Raw genomic sequence first — 17,905 nt, 5'->3', positions numbered from 1 at the left:
CATCGGAGACAGGCGTTTTTTGTTTTTTGTCCTCCAGAAAGTAGTAAAATCGATAAAGGTGTTCCCATTTTTTCTTCGCTATGGTAAAGTGGGTTTATTGTTTTTGTAAACATTTGTACTTTTGAGGAGGACATTTTATGAAGAGGAAGATAGGCCTCATATGGCGAATCATTATCGCCATAGGGCTTGCGGTGGGCATAGGTTTGTTGCTCCCAGAAATACATGAAGGTTTTGCGCAATGGTTCACTAGGTTATTTGCGACGTTTAATATGATTTTCGGCGGTTTTCTAAACTTTGTTGTACCGTTTATTATCATTGCATTTATAGCACCTGGAATAGCGAAACTTGGTAGCGGTTCTGGAAAATTATTAGGAATGGCTACTGTGCTTGCATATGCATCTACCATTGCAGCGGGAATTTTAGCATACTTTGCTGCAACGACAATTTTGCCGAATTTCATTAACGGCATCGGCTCTCAATCTGTTGAAAATGCAGGGAAATCCCCAGCGGTAACGTTTTTTGAACTTGAAATGACACCGGTGATGGGCGTAATGTCGGCATTACTTCTCGCTTTCATTTTCGGTATCGGAATGGCATCCATCAACAGCAAAACGATGCTGTCATTCTTTGGAGAATTGAATACCCTTATTGAAAAAGTTATTTCATTCGTCATCATTCCGTTATTACCATTTCATATCTTTGGTATTTTCCTTAACATGACGTACAGCGGACAAGTGGCGAAAGTGTTGTCGGTCTTCTCACTCGTATTCGTCATGGTCATCGCCCTTCATATAATCATGTTGACGATTCAATATACAATCGCCGGAACGCTTTCGAAGAAAAATCCGTTCTTCCTCATGAAAACGATGGCGCCTGCCTATATGACGGCACTCGGTACGCAATCATCGGCTGCTACAATTCCCGTAACGCTGCAACAAGCGAAGAAGACAGGGGCCTCTGAGAAAGTGACGGACTTCACGGTACCGTTATTCGCGACGATCCACTTATCCGGAAGTACGATTACGCTAGTGTCCTGCTCCATCGGCGTCCTGCTCATGAACGGCATGCCATTCAGCTTCTCGGACTATCTGCCATTCATCCTCATGCTCGGCGTAACGATGATCGCAGCACCTGGAGTTCCAGGAGGGGCAGTTATGGCGGCAGTAGGCTTGCTCAGCACAATGCTAGGATTCGACGAATCAATGGTCGCATTGATGATCGCACTATATATGGCACAGGACAGCTTCGGCACTGCCACGAACGTAACCGGCGACGGAGCCCTAGCCATGATTGTTGACCGCCTCACTCCAAAAGTGAAAGGCGTAGAAACGGAATAACGTAAAAAGTAGAAGGAGGAATATTACAATTCCCTGCCTTCTATTTTTTATTTATAAATAAAGCTATATTCATTGATTCTCAGTAAGCAGTCGATAATTGAAAATGGGTTTCATTTCAAACAAACTAACAAAACGTTGTAATACTCATATTTTCCCCATAAAACGATAATAATTCTTAATGATTTGCAACAACGTGCAGAATGAGCTAAAATTAGAATGATACTAAATAGAGAATGGTTTATCCCGTTCATCTTTATCATATTGGAGGTATTGGAATGGCAACTTTGGAAATCAAAGACCTTCACGTAGAAATTGAAGGTAAGGAAATATTGAAAGGCGTCAACCTAACAATCAATACAGGTGAGATCCATGCGATTATGGGACCTAACGGAACCGGTAAATCGACACTTGCATCAGCAATCATGGGCCACCCAAAATATGAGGTGACTTCCGGATCTGTCTTGCTTGATGGCGAAGATGTCCTTGAAATGGAAGTGGATGAGCGCGCTAAAGCGGGACTTTTCCTTGCAATGCAATACCCGAGTGAAATTAATGGAGTGACGAACGCGGACTTCATGCGCTCTGCAATCAACGCGCGCCGTGAAGAAGGCGATGAAATATCCCTTATGAAATTCATCCGTGAATTGGACAGCAAGATGGACGTCCTTGAAATGGATCAAGATATGGCGACTCGTTATTTGAACGAAGGATTCTCCGGCGGAGAGAAAAAACGCAATGAAATCCTTCAATTGATGATGCTGCAGCCGAAATTTGCAGTACTTGATGAAATTGACTCCGGACTCGACATCGATGCATTGAAAGTCGTTTCAAAAGGAATCAATGAAATGCGCGGAGAAGGATTCGGATGCCTGATCATCACTCACTACCAACGCCTTCTCGACTACATCACGCCTGACTTTGTACACGTTATGATGCAGGGCAGAGTTGTTAAATCCGGCGGAGCAGAGCTTGCGAAACAGCTTGAAGAGGCTGGTTATGATTGGATTAAGGAAGAATTAGGAATCGAAGATGAAACAGTAGGACAAGAAGCATAAGAAAGGGGACGATTCAAAATGACGGTTGAAACAAAAATGGCATTGACCGAACAGGACGTCCGCTCTTTCTCCGCAAGCATGAATGAAGCCGATTGGATGGCAGATTTCCGCGCAGATGCGTTAGCTAAAGTGGAACAGCTTCCGATGCCAACACCAGATAAAACAAAAATCGACAAATGGAACTTTGTTGAGTTCCCGGTACATGCAGTCGAAAGTTCGACATTCGCGACGCTGGCAGACCTGCCTGCAGAAGCGAAGGAGTTGGTCAACGATGATCAACAGAACATTTATGTGCAGCATAATAATACACCTGCATTCCTTTCCCTTTCAGAGGATTTGAAAGCGAAGGGTGTTATCATGACTGATATTTTCACTGCTTCACGTGAGCATGCCGATCTAATGAAGAAATATTTCATGACGGATGGCGTGAAAGTTGATGAACATAAACTAACAGCGTTGCATGCGGCACTTATAAATGGCGGCGTATTCGTCTATGTGCCGAAAGGCGTCGAAATCGCAGAACCGCTTCAAGTTCTGTTTTTACACGACGACGCACAAGCATCCCTCTTCAACCATGTCATCGTCGTAGCTGAGGCGAACAGCTCTTTGACATACGTGGAAAACTATCTGTCTACAGTCGAAGAGGCTGCAGGACAAGCCAATATCGTTGCGGAAGTATTCGCAGGCGATAACGCGAAAGTCATCTATGGCGCAGTAGACGTCCTTGCAAAAGGATTCACGACATACGTCAACCGCCGCGGAGTAGCTGGAGCGCAGAGCCGTATCGAATGGGCGTTAGGATTGATGAACGACAGCGATACGATTTCTGAAAACATTACGCATCTCGTCGGAAACGGCTCTTCAAGTGATATGAAGACTGTCGTTGTCGGCCGAGGAAACCAAAGGCAGAACTTCACATCTGAAATCGTCCACTGGGGACTTGATACAGATGCATTCATCTTGAAACACGGTGTAATGAAGGAGTCGGCTTCATCTATCTTTAACGGCATCGGCAGAATTGCAAAAGGCGCTACAAGATCGAACGCTGTCCAAGAATCACGGATTTTGATGCTAAGTGAAAAAGCCCGTGGTGATGCGAATCCGATCCTGTTGATCGACGAAGACGATGTTACTGCCGGTCACGCAGCTTCTGTAGGCCGTGTAGATCCGCTTCAATTGTTCTACTTGATGAGCCGCGGAATTTCGCAACAGGAAGCAGAACGCCTTGTCATCCATGGTTTCCTTGCACCTGTAGTTAGCAAATTGCCGATCGAAGGTGTCAAGAAGCAATTGACGGAGGTTATTGAAAGGAAAGTGCGCTAATGCTCAGCAAAGACATCCGCAAACATTTCCCAATACTTGACCAGGAAATCAACGGGCACCCGCTCGTCTATTTAGACAGTGCCGCGACTTCACAAAAGCCGCGGCAAGTCATTGAGGCAATCAATGACTATTACGCGTACGATAATGCGAACGTCCACCGAGGTGTCCATACACTTGGCAATAGGGCAACCGATCATTATGAAGGAGCTCGTGAAAAGGTCCGCAAGTTCATCAATGCGAAATCCACGCAGGAAGTGATTTTCACTCGCGGAACGACAACAGCCCTCAACATGGTAGCCCAAAGCTATGGACGTGCGAATGTCGAAGAAGGCGATGAAATCGTCATCACCCATATGGAACACCATTCCAATATTATTCCGTGGCAGCAATTGGCGAAGGAAAAAGGCGCGGTCTTGAAGTATGTCATTTTAGAAGAAGATGGCACACTCTCTCTTGATAAAGTTCGTGAAGCTGTAACTGATCGCACGAAGATCGTCTCGATCATGTATGTATCCAATGTGCTTGGTACGATGAACCCGATCAAAGAAATTACAGAGATTGCGCATGCTCATGGCGCTGTCATGGTCGTCGATGGTGCGCAGGCTGCTCCGCACTTGAAATTGGATGTCCAGTCATTGAACTGCGATTTCCTCGCTTTTTCAGGCCATAAAATGTGCGGTCCTACGGGGATTGGTGTCCTTTATGGAAAGAAAGAGTTATTGAACGAAATGGAGCCAGTTGAATTCGGTGGTGAAATGATCGATTTTGTCGGTCTATACGAATCAACGTGGAAAGAGCTTCCGTGGAAATTCGAAGGAGGCACGCCGATTATTGCAGGAGCGATTGGGCTCGGCGCTGCCATCGACTTTTTGGAAGAAATCGGTTTAGATCAAATTGAAAAGCATGAACACGAGCTTGCAGGTTATGCGATGGAGAAAATGTCATCCATGGACGGTCTGACGATCTATGGACCGCGTGATCCTGATAAACGTGCGGGCATCGTTACATTTAATCTGGATAATGTCCACCCTCATGATCTTGCCACGGTACTAGATATGAACGGAATCGCAGTGCGGGCAGGTCATCATTGTGCACAGCCGCTTATGAAATGGCTCGAATGCTCTGCGACAGCCCGTGCAAGCTTCTATGTGTACAACACGGAAGAAGATGTTGACCGTCTCGTAGAAGGACTCCAGATTGCAAAGGAGTATTTCCAATAATGCCTACAAATAAATTAGACCAGCTATATCGTTCAGTCATCATGGATCATTATAAAAATCCACGGAATAAAGGTGTGCTGGAAGAGAACAATATCACAATCGACATGAACAATCCGACGTGCGGAGATGTCATCCATCTGACCCTCAATGTCGAAGATGGGATTGTGCAAGATGCCAAGTTCGAAGGGGAAGGCTGTTCAATCTCCATGGCATCCGCGTCAATGATGACACAAATGATCAAAAACAAAGACATCGACACGGCTGTAAAATACGCCCATGTGTTTTCGGACATTATGCTTGGTAAAGAAATTGATGAATCCATCGATTTGGGTGATCTCGAAGCCCTTTCCGGAGTCGCCAAATTCCCTGCGCGCATCAAGTGTGCAACACTTGCATGGAAGGCGATGGAAAAAGGCCTCGGGTCAGAAACCGAGCAATAATCCGAAAACGGTTCCCGGCGATAAGTTGCATGCCGGGCAACTGGGGTAAAGCAATACAAATGTTAGAACGGAGGAATAATGATGGCTAAGAAAATGCCTGATATTGGCGATTACAAATATGGTTTCGCGGATAAAGACGTATCTGTTTTCCGTTCGGAGCGTGGGTTGACACGTGAAATAGTTGAAGAAATTTCGGGTATGAAAAATGAACCTCAATGGATGCTGGACTACCGTCTGAAATCCCTTGAAATCTTCTACAGCAAACCGATGCCTCAATGGGGCGGAGATTTAGGTTCACTGAACTTCGATGAAATCACATATTACGTAAAACCTTCCGAAGCGACAGAGCGTTCGTGGGATGAAGTGCCTGAAGAGATCAAGCGCACATTCGACAAATTAGGTATTCCTGAAGCTGAGCAAAAATACCTTGCTGGTGTTTCTGCACAGTACGAATCCGAAGTTGTTTACCACAACATGAAGGAAGAGCTCACAGATATGGGCATCGTCTTCAAAGATACAGACTCAGCATTGCGTGAAAACGAAGAGTTGTTCAAAAAATATTGGGGAACAGTCATTCCGAACACAGATAACAAGTTCGCTGCACTGAATTCCGCTGTATGGTCTGGTGGTTCATTCATCTATGTACCGCCTGGCATCAAACTGGACACACCGCTTCAAGCTTACTTCCGTATTAACTCGGAAAACATGGGGCAATTCGAACGTACGCTTATCGTTGTAGACGAAGGCGCAAGCGTCCACTATGTTGAAGGATGTACTGCACCTGTTTACACTACGAACTCACTCCATAGTGCGGTCGTTGAAATTATCATTAAAAAAGATGCGTACTGCCGTTACACAACGATTCAAAACTGGGCAAACAACGTTTACAACCTAGTTACGAAGCGTGCAATATGTGAAGCGAACGCAACAATGGAATGGATCGACGGCAACATCGGTTCGAAGCTGACGATGAAATACCCTGCATGTATCCTTAAAGGTGAAGGTGCACGTGGTATGACATTGTCCATCGCTTTGGCTGGTAAAGGGCAGCACCAAGATGCAGGAGCAAAAATGATGCACTTGGCGCCGAACACGTCATCCACAATCGTTTCTAAATCGATTTCCCAACACGGTGGTAAAGTTACGTACCGTGGGATCGTCCACTTCGGCCGCCGTGCAGACGGTGCACGTGCGAATATCGAATGTGACACGCTCATCATGGATAAACTATCGACATCTGATACGATTCCATACAACGAAATCTTTAACGACAACATTTCACTCGAGCACGAAGCGAAAGTTTCGAAAGTCTCGGAAGAGCAGCTCTTCTACTTGATGAGCCGCGGAATTCCTGAGCTTGAAGCGACTGAAATGATCGTTATGGGCTTCATCGAGCCATTCACAAAAGAATTGCCGATGGAATACGCAGTAGAAATGAACCGCTTGATTCGCTTCGAAATGGAAGGCTCAATCGGTTAATATAGCAACTAGAAAAACCGCCTCATTGCAGGCGGTTTTTTCTGTTTTCAAATCCTGCGCTCATAACATGCTGCATCGCGCTCATAACATGCGGGATCGCGCTCATAACATGCCGCATCGCGCTCATAACATGCTGCATCGCGCTCATAACATGCCGCATCGCGCTCATAAACACGGCCCCTGCGCTCAAAGCCATGATGCAAAATGGCGGAATCCCCGCATTGACATATGATATGATGAAAATATTCATCTACGAACGGAAAAGAGGGATCATATGATACACGTCGGATTGACAGGATGGGGTGACCATCCGGATGTCTATTCCACAACCTCCAAAAAAAACGAAAAATTGATTGATTACAGCTCCCACTTCCCAATAGTTGAGCTGGACGCATCCTTTTATGCAATCCAGCCGGAGCGTAATATCCAAAAGTGGATTGCCGAAACACCAGATGACTTTCAATTCATCGTAAAAGCGTATCAAGGAATGACAGGCCATCAACGAGGAAAGCTGCCGTATTCATCTCCTGAAGAAATGTTCCAGCAGTTCAAGCTTTCTGTCGATCCGATGCGGACCGCCGGGAAGCTTGCTATGATTCTCGTTCAATTTCCGCCTTGGTTTGATTGCAAAAAGGAAAACGTGGACCAAATCAGATATATAAGAAGTCAACTCGATGGCTATGACGTGGCAATCGAGTTCCGCCATCAATCCTGGTACGTTCCCTCTATGCAGGAAAAGACACTGTCATTTCTCAAGGAGCTGAATTTCATTCACACCGTCTGTGACGAGCCGCAAGCTGGCGCAGGAAGTGTCCCGCTCGTTGCTGAAACAACCCGAAGCGATAAGGTGTTTGTCCGCCTGCACGGTAGGAATGTAAATGGCTGGCGAAATACGACTGGTGACAATGAAGCATGGCGCAAAGTACGGTACCTCTATAATTATTCAGACGGAGAACTAGAAGAAATCCGTCAAACGACCCGAAAATTGGAGAGCGAAGCGGAGAACGTATTTGTCATTTTTAATAATAATTCTGGTGGCCATGCAGCTGAGAACGCAAAACGCTTTCAAAAAATGATGGGCATTGACTTCCAGGCACTCGCACCTAAGCAGCTTGATTTTTTTGAGGAGGAATAAGAATGGCGTTTCTGTTGTTAGCAATAATCGGTGCAATATCCGGCGTTATGGGGTCCATCGTCGGACTCGGAGGCGGAACAATTCTCGTACCGCTGACGCTATTGGTTGGCATCAATTTTGGGTGGATTCCAGGCATCACTCCCCAAAGTGTAGTAGGGATTTCCGTCATCATGATGATCTTTAACGGCCTATCTTCCACTATTTCGCATATGAAAGTGAAAACCGTGGACTACCGAACCGGATGGATTTTCTTCGCAGGCTCCATACCAGGAATGATTCTCGGGGCATTTGTGAATAAAGGGATGGATTTACCATCATTTAATTTATATTTCGGCATACTACTCATTGTCCTTTCCATCCTTTTGCTTGCACGCAAGTACTTAAAACCGATCCAATGGTTTGTTGAGCACGGCAAGACGAGGACATTTGTAGATACGCATGGAGAGTCGCATGTATATGGCTATCCGGTATGGTTTGCGCTCATATTGACATTCGTCATCGGATTCACTTCCGGTCTTTTCGGAATCGGAGGAGGAACAATGATTGTACCGGCATTAATTTTGCTGTTCCTATTTCCGCCGCATGTTGCTGTCGGTACATCGATGTTCATCGTATTTCTATCCGCCATCGTCAATTCGATCACGCATATCTCATTAGGGCATGTACCTTGGCTTTATGCACTTTCCGTCATTCCTGGCGCCTATATCGGCGGCATGATCGGAACGACGCTAAATAAAAAGATGAGCTCGGAGACATTGGTCCTCGTACTACGGATCATGCTGTTATTATTCGGAATAAGGTCAATCATTGAGGGGATTTGGGGTTGAGCCATGCAACGTAATCTAGAAGCAATCCATATCTATCATACGAATGATATCCATAGCCATTTCGACAGTTGGCCGAAGATCAGCAGATATCTCCACTCACAGAGACAGCTGCATAATTCCACACAGGAAGCCTGCTTCATTTTTGACATCGGTGACCATGTCGACCGCTCCCATCCTTTCACAGAAGGGACATCCGGCAAGGGCAATGTCGCATTGTTGAACAGGGCAGGATATGATGCAGTGACAATCGGCAATAATGAAGGAATCACTATGTCCAAAAGAGCATTGAGTACCCTGTATGAAGGTGCTGATTTCGATGTTATCCTTTGCAATTTATCGGAGACGGATGGTTCACTCCCAAAATGGCTCAAGCCTTACCAGATTTACAAAACGGCTAATGGGCTTACCGTTGGGGTTATAGGAGCTACGGCGATGTACACGGACTTTTATGCGAACCTAGGTTGGCATATCGAAGAGCCGAGGCGGTTAGTGGAAAGTGTGGCCGAACAAATCCGGCATAGCGCGGACGTCATTGTCTGCCTTTCGCATTTAGGTGTGAATGAAGACAGGCGTCTTGCAGAAGAAAGTAATCTGATCGACGTCATTTTAGGTGCGCATACCCATCATTTATTCCCGGAAGGCGAAATGGTGAATGACACCCTATTAGCAGCCACAGGAAAGTTCGGGGAGTATGTCGGACATGTTGAAATCCAGTTCGATGTGGACGAGAAAAAGGTCATAGGAAAAAAAGCGGGAGTTGTCCATGTGAGCGGGCTGGAAAGCCGGGAAGAGGACATACAGGAAGTGAATGACCTGATCCAAGCAGGGAATGAATCGTTGGAGGAAAACGTCTTCTATACAAAGATGCCGTTAAAGCAACAGCTCTTCATGGATAGCCCGATGTCCTCATTCTTCGGAAGGGCGATGATTGAGTACACGGGTGCCGACTGTGCCATGTTCAATGCCGGGATATTCCTAGGGAGTCTTGAAAAAGGTTGGGTGACAAAACGCATGGTGCATGCCTTACTGCCACACCCGATCAATCCTTGTACGGTCACATTGGATGGGGCGGAATTGTTGGAGATTTATAGGTTATCCAGTAACGAATCATGGCCGGAAACGGAAATCAGAGGGCTCGGTTTTCGTGGGACGTTCATGGGCAAAATGATTTTTGAAAGGCTCTTTCGGACAGATGATGGGGAATTGTATGCCGGGAATCGAAAAGTGGAAGTTGGAAAAACGTACAAGGTGGCAACTCTGGATATGTTCACATTCGGCTTCTTTTTCCCGTCATTGGAACAAGCGGAGAAAGAATACCATATGCCCGAACTGATTCGGGACGTCTTTATCTGGTATGGAATGAAACGAGGCAGCCGAACCGATCCGGGTGTGAGCAATGAACGTTATAAACAAGAATGAACGGCCCCGTTCCTGCATAATATTAAGCAGGAGGGGTCGTTTTGAGATTTTATGGGCAACCGTCTCGAAATTATAAAAAAAGGAATCGGCATCGCGATTCCAATCATAATGGCAGACCTCGCCGAAAGCGTCGTTTATTGCCGCTCATCTTCCCGGCGATTTTAGTGACAATCGCTCTTTTTCTATATTTTGTCAACTCAAAGCTCACTCCGATTTATCTTTCCTATGCGGAAGTTGAAACGGAGAGGATTGCAGCGCATGTCATCACACAGGCAATCAAATCAAGATCTACCGAAATATATGATGTAAATGATATCATCGAAAATGTGCCAAGTGGTTCACCTGGAATGGTTACAAATACGATGAATGCTGAAATCATCAATAAGACAAGGGCGGAAATCCATAGTCTCATAGAGGCATATCTTAAAATGGCTGAAAGCGGGAACTTGGAAATGCTTCCGCTCAGCGAAGATATCGAATATGATCCCGAAGCGATGGAAAAAGGAGGGGGCGTCGTCTTCTTCGTGCCGATGGGGCAAGCGACGGGTCTTCCATTAATCGGGAACTTCGGCCCTAAAATTCCGATACGTTTCCACGTTATCGGGGAAGCGCAGACGACTGTCGAGACAGGCATCACGGAGTTCGGCATTAATAACGCGATGATTGAAGTGAATATATTGGTGACGGTCAATGTCCAGATCATCGTCCCGCTTGCGACACAGAGAAGCGTCGTAGAACAGCGGATACCTGTAGCTATCGGATTGATCCAGAGCCCAATTCCTCAAATCTATAACGGGGGCGGAAACAATCCTCCGCAAATTGAAGTTCCATTCAATCCTGGCAATCATTAAATAGCCCTTGAAATATAGAGAAATTGTGTTATGCTAGGATAACAAAGAGGAACACCGATTAGGTAGAGGCTGCAAGGCTTATTAGTAATGGACGCGAGATTGGCATCGTAGACCGCCCGTGAAAGGAAGTTTTGCCGAAGCTTGGAATGGAACGCCAACCATCCATGCTGGGGTCATTCCGAATAGGAATGACACTGTCATGCAATTAGCGCATGATGAGCTACAGATCGTACGTAGATAAAACATCTCAGATTATCTTACAAACGACCGTAGAATAAGCCGACACCTGATGCACATCATAGTGCAATGGGTGTCGGTTTTTTTCCTTTCTACATCTAGCTCCGGTCGCCAGAGGCTCGGGGTCATAAGTCGAAGCTGCTCTGTGGCAAAAAGCGCCACGCCGCATCTTCACCTTATGCCTGTCGCCTCTAAACAGGCGCCCTTCGCTTTTGTTTTCACCTATAGTTCTTCAATCAAAAATTGGAGGAATGTTTTTATGATAGGCACTTGGGTTTCAATTTTGCCGCCGATCGTGGCAATTGTTATGGTGTTAGCGACAAAGAGGGTACTATTATCACTTGGATCGGGAATTGTGACGGCTGCATTATTGGTGGCGAGTTTTTCACCGGTCGACACGTTGCAAAATCTTTGGACAGGCATGATCGTCTCCTTCTGGTCTGAAGGGGAATTGAATACGTATAATATTTTCATCATGATATTCATTTTATTATTGGGTGTCATTACGGCTCTTGTCAGTTTATCCGGCGGAAGCAGGGCTTTTGCGGAGTGGGCGGTAACGCGCATTAAAACGAGACGCGGCGCTAAGCTGTTGACCGTATTGCTCGGAATCCTCATTTTTGTGGATGATTACTTCAATTCATTGGCTGTCGGGCAAATTGCACGGCCGATTACGGACCAGCATCGTATTTCCAGGGCGAAATTGGCATATTTCATCGACTCAACATCAGCTCCGATTTGCGTTGTGTCGCCTATTTCGAGCTGGGGCGCATTTCTCATCGGACAATTGGCTCTCATTTTTGGCACGTCCGCCGCAATCAGCTACTCGCCATTATCCGCATTTCTCATGATGGCGCCGATGAACTTTTATGTCATTACGACATTGGCTATGGTATTTTTCTTTGCTTGGACGAATATCGATTATTTTGAAATGAAAAGACATGAAACACGTGCTCAAGAAACAGGGGAACTTTTCGATCCGAATAAAGAGATACCGGGCCAATTGAAAGAGGATTTCCCGATTCACTCCTATGGCCGTGTCATTGATTTGATTGCGCCGATCATTACACTTGTCATCGTTACATTAGGGATGATGATTTGGACGGGCTATCGCATCGGCGGCTCGGCGAGCATTTGGACCATTTTCGAAAACACGGATGTTCCAATGTCATTGATGGTAGGCGGTCTAGCAGGAACAGTATTGGCTGCGGTCCTTTATATTTCACAAATGGGCAAAAACGAGACTGCTTCGTATAACCTTGTAGGCAAAGCATTCATCAGTGGTGTCAGCGCAATGATGCCGGCGATTCTCATCTTGATTTTTGCATGGGGGTTGACGCATTTGATCGGTGTCCTGGAAACAGGGCCGTTCCTTTCAAGTGTCGTGGAACAGTCAAATGTACCTGTCAACTTCCTTCCGGTCATTATGTTTGTCCTCGCAGGTTTGATGGCATTTTCGACAGGGACATCTTGGGGCTCTTTCGGAATCCTTCTTCCGATTGCAGGAACGATTATGATCAATGCCGAGCCTGAACTTCTGCTTCCTGCATTGTCAGCAGTATTGGCAGGGGCTGTTTTCGGGGATCACTGCTCACCGATTTCCGATACGACGATACTATCATCGACCGGTGCGGGATCCAATCACATTGATCACGTATCGACGCAGCTCCCTTATGCATTGATTTCAGCAGGTATTGCGACGATCGGCTATATCATCCTTGGGCTTACAGGATCGGTTTGGATCGGACTTGCAGCAGTCATCGTTCTAATTGCTGGCTTGTTTTCAGTATGGACTTCAAAACGGAATAAAGCAGAAGTGAGGGCAACTTCCTACTGACTTATATGAACTGTCACATCTGCCGGGTACCCGGCAGATGTGGCTTTTTTTATTGGGATGTAGCATAAAGCGGGCTCTACATTCATAGATTTTCACTACCGGCACACTTCCAGATTCCTGTGATGAAGAGTAAAACCCGATCGATAAAATGGATATTTATTCAATAAAAAACATTTTGACAATAGATACTAAGACGGATATACTAGTTTTAAGATTATATAATAATCTGAAAATGGTAAATTATTAACAGAGTAAAGGGAAGGGGAATTTTAATGGAACAGCGTTCGCAATGGGGGACCCGCGCCGGCTTTATAATGGCGGCTGTCGGATCTGCTGTCGGTCTAGGAAACATCTGGCGTTTTCCATACGTCGCGTATGAAAACGGCGGAGGGGCATTTTTCATTCCATACTTATTTGCACTTCTGACAGCGGGGATTCCAATTCTCATCATGGAATTCACGATAGGTCATAAGTACCGCGGTTCTGCGCCGCTATCTTTCTTTCGTATGAAAGGAAAAGGGGCAGAATGGTTAGGTTGGTGGGGCATATTCGTCTCTTTCGTTATTTCGACGTATTATGCAGTCATCATCGCTTGGGCGATGAAGTACACAATCTATTCCTTGAATATGGCATGGGGGGATGATACAGGAGGATTCCTGTTCGGAAGCGTACTGAACTTGGCGGATACTCCAGGGGAGGTCGGTGGGCTGGTACCGGGAGTACTCATTCCGCTTATCCTTGTCTGGGCAATCGCCTTCATCATTCTATTGGCTGGAGTTAAACGAGGAATTGAATTGGCGAACAGAATTTTCATTCCGACGCTTGTCGTTGTGTTCCTTCTTGTCGTCATTCGGGCAGTTACTCTTGACGGGGCGTTGCTCGGTCTGGATGCATTCTTCAAACCGGATTTGAGCAAGTTGGCAAATTCACAGGTGTGGGTAGCGGCATATGGACATATTTTCTTCAGTCTATCAATAGCCTTTGCCATCATGATCACTTATTCAAGTTACTTGCCGAAGAAGTCGGATATTACAAATAACGCATTCATCACAGGATTTGCGAACTCAGGATTCGAATTGCTTGCGGGTATCGGAGTATTCGCTGCGCTTGGCTTCATGGCGGCACAAGCAAACACATCCGTTGCAGAAGTTGCTTCAGCAGGAGTAGGACTCGCATTTGTCGTATTCCCGAAAATCATCAATGAAATGCCGGGGATGAATGGACTATTCGGAGTATTGTTCTTCCTGTCGCTTGTCTTGGCGGGTCTCACATCGCTCATCTCGATCTGTGAGACGTATATCGCGGGGATTTCAGAGAAATTCAACATCTCGCGTACGAAGTCCGTCCTTTTCGGAGTTGGTCTTGCAGCAGTCATTTCCTTGCTGTTCGCTACACGCGGCGGCTTGTATTTCCTAGACGTTGCCGACTACTTCATTAACCAGTTCGGAGTAGCCGCAATCGGTTTGGTCGAAGTCTTCCTTATTGTATGGGTCTTCAAGAAACTTCGTGTATTCGAAGACCATGCGAATGAAATTTCTGATATCCAAGTCGGCCCACTTTGGAGAATTTGTTTGAGATTCATTACACCGGTCGTCCTTGGCTATATGATGTTCGACTTGTTGCGCATCAATATTTTCAAATTGCATGAGACAGACAATGGAAACTACGAAGGGTATTCGGACGCGTTCATCATGTCTACAGGTTGGATGGTCGCATTGTTCGCCATCGTCATGGCAATCATCTTTACAGTAATGAAATGGAACAAGAAAACAACTGACTCAACAGACTTTGATAATCGATAAGGAGGATTCGCTATGAGCGGTGGAGCTATTTTTATGATGATTCTCGGAATCCTCGTCATTTGGGGTGGACTTGCGGGAAGTATATTTTGGGCAGTATCTAAATCGAAAAGCAGAGCCTGACTCTGTTTGAATAAAATGATATAGAAAGAAAGCGCATTTATCCTGGCGCTTTCTTTTCTTATTTTCGTAGTAATCTCTATGCCATCAATAGTTGTTGGATGTCAGAATATATGATACATTGACAGAAGTGATATACTGCAAAACAAGCAAATAGGAATGGAGTCGGTTATCGTGTCATGTAGACCAGAAATAGGGAAAAAGACAGAACATGTTCGAAAGCCCGATTGGCTGAAAATAAAATTGAACACGAATGAAAACTATACAGACCTGAAAAAATTGATGCGTGAAAAGAACTTACATACCGTTTGTGAAGAAGCCCGCTGCCCGAACATCCATGAATGTTGGGGAGAACGCCGCACAGCTACATTCATGATCCTTGGTGCCGTTTGTACACGTGCTTGTCGTTTCTGTGCAGTGAAAACCGGGTTGCCGAACGAGCTTGACTTAGCAGAGCCGGAACGCGTTGCGGATTCCGTGGCACTCATGAACTTGAAACATGTCGTTGTTACAGCTGTTGCAAGAGATGACTTGAAAGATGGAGGATCCACGGTGTTTGCTGAAACAATCCGTGCCATCCGCCGTAAAAACCCGTTTACGACAGTTGAAGTATTGCCGTCCGACATGGGAGGCGAGTATGATAACTTGGAGCGCTTGATGGATGCAAAACCTGATATTCTGAATCATAACATCGAAACGGTCCGCAGATTGACACCGAGGGTCCGGGCACGTGCGACCTACGATCGTTCCTTGGAGCTTCTTCTACGGGCAAAGGAAATGTACCCGGAAATTCCGACGAAGTCCTCCTTGATGCTTGGGCTTGGCGAGACAGTTGAGGAAATCATCGAAACGATGGATGATTTACGTGCTCATAAAGTGGATATCATGACAATTGGCCAATATTTACAACCAACAAAAAAACATCTCAAAGTCCAAAAATACTATACGCCCCAAGAATTTGGAGAGTTGCGCGAAATCGCAATGTCAAAAGGATTTTCCCACTGCGAAGCGGGTCCATTGGTACGTTCAAGCTATCATGCTGATGAACAGGTCAATGCCGCTGCAAAAGAAAAACAGCGTATTGGTGACGCAATGTTAGAAACAACGGTACAAAGCTGAAGATGGAAGTGATTAGTTTGGTAACGATAAATAACTTTGAATATGAAATACAGATAGACTATCGGGATGGTTTCAACGAGGAAGCATTGGACGCCAGGTTCAGTGACGTGCTATCCAAATACGATTATATTTTAGGTGACTGGGGATACGGTCAGCTGCGGCTGAAAGGCTTTTATGAGGATCGCAATTCCAAGGCTACGTATGAAACGAAAATCAGCACCTTGCAGGATTACCTTTATGAATACTGCAATTTCGGATGCGCCTATTTTGTCCTTCGGAAAGTCGGCAAGGTGAAGATCCAGCCAGTCGAACAGGAACTGGAGCAGGAGCAGGAATAGGATTGATAGAACCGCCTAGTGCGCAGGATGCTGTGTGCAAGGCGGTTCATTCATGTGCCCGTTATGATATGATGAAATGGAGTTAAGACAACCGGGAGGGAACAATTTTGTACTTTATCGATCGTCAAAAAATCAATGAAACACTTGCTTATATGGAAAGTCTTCTGGCTTTATTTGAAGGACATCAAAAATGGAATGAAAGTAAAATCAACGCCTTGGCACTCGAAAGGATTGCTCATACAATCGTCGAGTCCATCATTGATGTCGGCAATTCCATGATTGACGGCTTCATTATGCGTGATCCAGGAAGCTATGACGATATCATCGACATTATGGAAGATGAGAAAGTGATTTCCCCGGAAATGGCTGATCCTTTGAAAAAAGTGATCGGGCTTCGAAAAATGATCGTCCGTGAGTTTGTCGACGTGGACAGCGAGGAAATCGAAGCGGTTTTGAACGAAACGAAAGACGAGATTAAGACTTTTCCAGTGAAGGTCAGACATTACTTGGAGAATGAACTTGGTCCTGTTTCCGCCTTCAGCCCGCTGGAGCAATAAAAATGGACAACTATAAAGCGGTCTGTTTTGACTTGGATGGGACTGTCTACCGGGGGAATGAAGTGATCCCTGAAGCTGCCGAATTGATTGATGGACTTCAGCGTAGCGGCATCGAACCTTATTTTGTAACGAATAATTCATCTAAAACGGCAAAACAATTTCAAACGAAGCTACATCGAATGGGAATCAGGACGGAACCGGAACAGATCATGACGTCGGCAATTGCATCCGCGAAATATTGCAAAGAGCATTTTGATGGTGCGTCCGTCATGATGATAGGTGAAGAAGGGCTTGAACAAGCACTTGTTTCTGAAGGGTTTGAGCTGACTTCACAAAATCCGGACGTCGTCATCATTGGAATCGACCGCAGCATTACATATGAAAAACTCTCAGCTGCCAGTTTGGCAATACGCGCAGGCGCAGTATTTTTAGCGACGAATGGGGATCGGGCATTTCCGACTGAGAGAGGGCTCGTCCCGGGGAATGGTTCATTTGTTAAGCTCTTGGAATCGACAACGGATTGCAATGCCATCCATATCGGTAAGCCTGAGCCGTATATGCTGCATTTCATTCAACAAAAAGGGTATAGGAAAGATGAAATGATCATGATTGGTGATAATTACGAGACTGATATTCAGGCAGGAATCCGCTTCGGCATTGACACGGTTTATGTAGAGGGCGGCGTGACAAGATTAGAAACGGTGAAGGAGCAGTTGAAGCTTCCGACATATCTGTACAAGAGCTTAGTAGATTGGAATAAAAAAGAACCGCAATGAAATGCGGTTCTTTGCTGTCTTCGTCACTCACTTTTG

The 17,905-nt window shown here is 45.6% G+C and carries 18 protein-coding genes and 1 riboswitch; of the genes, 17 read left to right on the top strand and 1 reads right to left on the bottom strand.

Annotated features, from left to right (window positions below):
* Nucleotides 1-137: 137 nt before the first annotated feature.
* From M3191_RS13860 to sufB, 6 genes are all read left to right on the top strand, one after another.
* Nucleotides 138-1,337 carry a dicarboxylate/amino acid:cation symporter gene (locus M3191_RS13860; RefSeq protein ID WP_251700969.1) on the top strand — a complete coding sequence of 400 codons (1,200 nt, stop codon included), beginning with the start codon at nt 138-140 and terminating at the stop codon, nt 1,335-1,337.
* Between the two features lie 275 nt (nt 1,338-1,612).
* On the top strand, nt 1,613-2,392 hold the full coding sequence (gene sufC, locus M3191_RS13855) for a Fe-S cluster assembly ATPase SufC (protein ID WP_251696732.1): 780 nt from the start codon (nt 1,613-1,615) through the stop codon (nt 2,390-2,392).
* Nucleotides 2,393-2,410: 18 nt separating this feature from the next.
* Nucleotides 2,411-3,715, top strand: a complete 1,305-nt coding sequence (gene sufD / locus M3191_RS13850) for a Fe-S cluster assembly protein SufD (RefSeq protein ID WP_251700968.1) — start codon at nt 2,411-2,413, stop codon at nt 3,713-3,715.
* Nucleotides 3,715-4,935 carry a cysteine desulfurase gene (locus tag M3191_RS13845; RefSeq protein ID WP_251700967.1) on the top strand — a complete coding sequence of 407 codons (1,221 nt, stop codon included), beginning with the start codon at nt 3,715-3,717 and terminating at the stop codon, nt 4,933-4,935. Before sufD ends, M3191_RS13845 begins: the two co-directional genes overlap by 1 nt.
* The gene (gene sufU, locus M3191_RS13840) at nt 4,935-5,375 is read left to right on the top strand and encodes a Fe-S cluster assembly sulfur transfer protein SufU (RefSeq protein ID WP_251700966.1); all 441 of its coding nucleotides are present in this window, start codon (nt 4,935-4,937) and stop codon (nt 5,373-5,375) included. The genes M3191_RS13845 and sufU overlap by 1 nt, the downstream gene beginning before the upstream one ends.
* 81 nt (nt 5,376-5,456) lie before the next feature.
* The gene (gene sufB / locus M3191_RS13835) at nt 5,457-6,854 is read left to right on the top strand and encodes a Fe-S cluster assembly protein SufB (protein WP_251700965.1); all 1,398 of its coding nucleotides are present in this window, start codon (nt 5,457-5,459) and stop codon (nt 6,852-6,854) included.
* 22 nt (nt 6,855-6,876) lie between these two features.
* On the opposite strand, the gene M3191_RS13830 is transcribed toward sufB, so the two are convergent.
* Nucleotides 6,877-7,023, bottom strand: a complete 147-nt coding sequence (locus tag M3191_RS13830) for a hypothetical protein (RefSeq protein ID WP_251700964.1) — start codon at nt 7,021-7,023, stop codon at nt 6,877-6,879.
* Nucleotides 7,024-7,128: 105 nt separating this feature from the next.
* Between M3191_RS13830 and M3191_RS13825 the strand changes: the two genes are divergently transcribed.
* From M3191_RS13825 to M3191_RS13775, 11 genes are all read left to right on the top strand, one after another.
* Nucleotides 7,129-7,989: a DUF72 domain-containing protein gene (locus M3191_RS13825; RefSeq protein WP_251700963.1), complete on the top strand. Its 861-nt coding sequence runs from the start codon at nt 7,129-7,131 to the stop codon at nt 7,987-7,989.
* Nucleotides 7,990-7,991: 2 nt separating this feature from the next.
* On the top strand, nt 7,992-8,816 hold the full coding sequence (locus tag M3191_RS13820; protein ID WP_251700962.1) for a sulfite exporter TauE/SafE family protein: 825 nt from the start codon (nt 7,992-7,994) through the stop codon (nt 8,814-8,816).
* 3 nt (nt 8,817-8,819) lie between these two features.
* Complete coding sequence (locus tag M3191_RS13815) at nt 8,820-10,235, top strand: bifunctional metallophosphatase/5'-nucleotidase (protein ID WP_251700961.1); 1,416 nt, start codon at nt 8,820-8,822, stop codon at nt 10,233-10,235.
* 41 nt (nt 10,236-10,276) lie between these two features.
* Nucleotides 10,277-11,086, top strand: a complete 810-nt coding sequence (gene yunB, locus M3191_RS13810) for a sporulation protein YunB (RefSeq protein WP_251700960.1) — start codon at nt 10,277-10,279, stop codon at nt 11,084-11,086.
* A 55-nt stretch (nt 11,087-11,141) separates the two neighbouring features.
* Nucleotides 11,142-11,317, top strand: a riboswitch (Lysine riboswitch).
* Between the two features lie 265 nt (nt 11,318-11,582).
* A complete protein-coding gene (locus M3191_RS13805; protein WP_251700959.1) occupies nt 11,583-13,160 on the top strand; it encodes a Na+/H+ antiporter NhaC family protein in 1,578 nt (525 codons plus the stop codon).
* Between the two features lie 272 nt (nt 13,161-13,432).
* Nucleotides 13,433-14,962 carry a sodium-dependent transporter gene (locus M3191_RS13800; RefSeq protein ID WP_251700958.1) on the top strand — a complete coding sequence of 510 codons (1,530 nt, stop codon included), beginning with the start codon at nt 13,433-13,435 and terminating at the stop codon, nt 14,960-14,962.
* 12 nt (nt 14,963-14,974) lie between these two features.
* Nucleotides 14,975-15,082, top strand: coding sequence for a methionine/alanine import family NSS transporter small subunit (locus M3191_RS13795; RefSeq protein ID WP_147057075.1), 108 nt, complete (start codon nt 14,975-14,977; stop codon nt 15,080-15,082).
* A gap of 156 nt (nt 15,083-15,238) precedes the next feature.
* Nucleotides 15,239-16,198 (top strand): lipoyl synthase, encoded by a 960-nt coding sequence (gene lipA, locus M3191_RS13790; protein WP_251700957.1) that lies wholly within the window; start codon nt 15,239-15,241, stop codon nt 16,196-16,198.
* 17 nt (nt 16,199-16,215) lie between these two features.
* Nucleotides 16,216-16,536 carry a YutD family protein gene (locus tag M3191_RS13785; protein ID WP_251700956.1) on the top strand — a complete coding sequence of 107 codons (321 nt, stop codon included), beginning with the start codon at nt 16,216-16,218 and terminating at the stop codon, nt 16,534-16,536.
* Nucleotides 16,537-16,643: 107 nt separating this feature from the next.
* On the top strand, nt 16,644-17,093 hold the full coding sequence (locus M3191_RS13780) for a DUF86 domain-containing protein (RefSeq protein ID WP_251700955.1): 450 nt from the start codon (nt 16,644-16,646) through the stop codon (nt 17,091-17,093).
* Between the two features lie 2 nt (nt 17,094-17,095).
* A complete protein-coding gene (locus M3191_RS13775) occupies nt 17,096-17,869 on the top strand; it encodes a TIGR01457 family HAD-type hydrolase (protein ID WP_251700954.1) in 774 nt (257 codons plus the stop codon).
* Nucleotides 17,870-17,905 lie beyond the last annotated feature (36 nt).

Origin of the sequence: Sporosarcina luteola (genome assembly GCF_023715535.1) — a bacterium.
In the GTDB taxonomy this organism is placed as follows: Bacteria; Bacillota; Bacilli; order Bacillales_A; family Planococcaceae; genus Sporosarcina; species Sporosarcina luteola_B.
The sequence above is the reverse complement of the archived record's forward strand: the minus strand, read 5'-3'. Positions and strand labels throughout refer to the sequence as shown.

What these genes read in the sequence shown, in the direction of transcription:
- sufB (WP_251700965.1), top strand. Translation starts at nt 5,457, where the DNA reads ATGGCTAAGAAAATGCCTGATATTGGCGATTACAAATATGGTTTCGCG.
- M3191_RS13825 (WP_251700963.1), top strand. Translation starts at nt 7,129, where the DNA reads ATGATACACGTCGGATTGACAGGATGGGGTGACCATCCGGATGTCTAT.
- M3191_RS13795 (WP_147057075.1), top strand. Translation starts at nt 14,975, where the DNA reads ATGAGCGGTGGAGCTATTTTTATGATGATTCTCGGAATCCTCGTCATT.
- M3191_RS13805 (WP_251700959.1), top strand. Translation starts at nt 11,583, where the DNA reads ATGATAGGCACTTGGGTTTCAATTTTGCCGCCGATCGTGGCAATTGTT.
- lipA (WP_251700957.1), top strand. Translation starts at nt 15,239, where the DNA reads ATGGAGTCGGTTATCGTGTCATGTAGACCAGAAATAGGGAAAAAGACA.
- M3191_RS13860 (WP_251700969.1), top strand. Translation starts at nt 138, where the DNA reads ATGAAGAGGAAGATAGGCCTCATATGGCGAATCATTATCGCCATAGGG.
- sufU (WP_251700966.1), top strand. Translation starts at nt 4,935, where the DNA reads ATGCCTACAAATAAATTAGACCAGCTATATCGTTCAGTCATCATGGAT.
- M3191_RS13830 (WP_251700964.1), bottom strand. Translation starts at nt 7,023, where the DNA reads ATGAGCGCGATGCGGCATGTTATGAGCGCGATGCAGCATGTTATGAGC.
- M3191_RS13845 (WP_251700967.1), top strand. Translation starts at nt 3,715, where the DNA reads ATGCTCAGCAAAGACATCCGCAAACATTTCCCAATACTTGACCAGGAA.
- sufC (WP_251696732.1), top strand. Translation starts at nt 1,613, where the DNA reads ATGGCAACTTTGGAAATCAAAGACCTTCACGTAGAAATTGAAGGTAAG.
- M3191_RS13775 (WP_251700954.1), top strand. Translation starts at nt 17,096, where the DNA reads ATGGACAACTATAAAGCGGTCTGTTTTGACTTGGATGGGACTGTCTAC.
- sufD (WP_251700968.1), top strand. Translation starts at nt 2,411, where the DNA reads ATGACGGTTGAAACAAAAATGGCATTGACCGAACAGGACGTCCGCTCT.
- M3191_RS13820 (WP_251700962.1), top strand. Translation starts at nt 7,992, where the DNA reads ATGGCGTTTCTGTTGTTAGCAATAATCGGTGCAATATCCGGCGTTATG.
- M3191_RS13815 (WP_251700961.1), top strand. Translation starts at nt 8,820, where the DNA reads ATGCAACGTAATCTAGAAGCAATCCATATCTATCATACGAATGATATC.
- M3191_RS13800 (WP_251700958.1), top strand. Translation starts at nt 13,433, where the DNA reads ATGGAACAGCGTTCGCAATGGGGGACCCGCGCCGGCTTTATAATGGCG.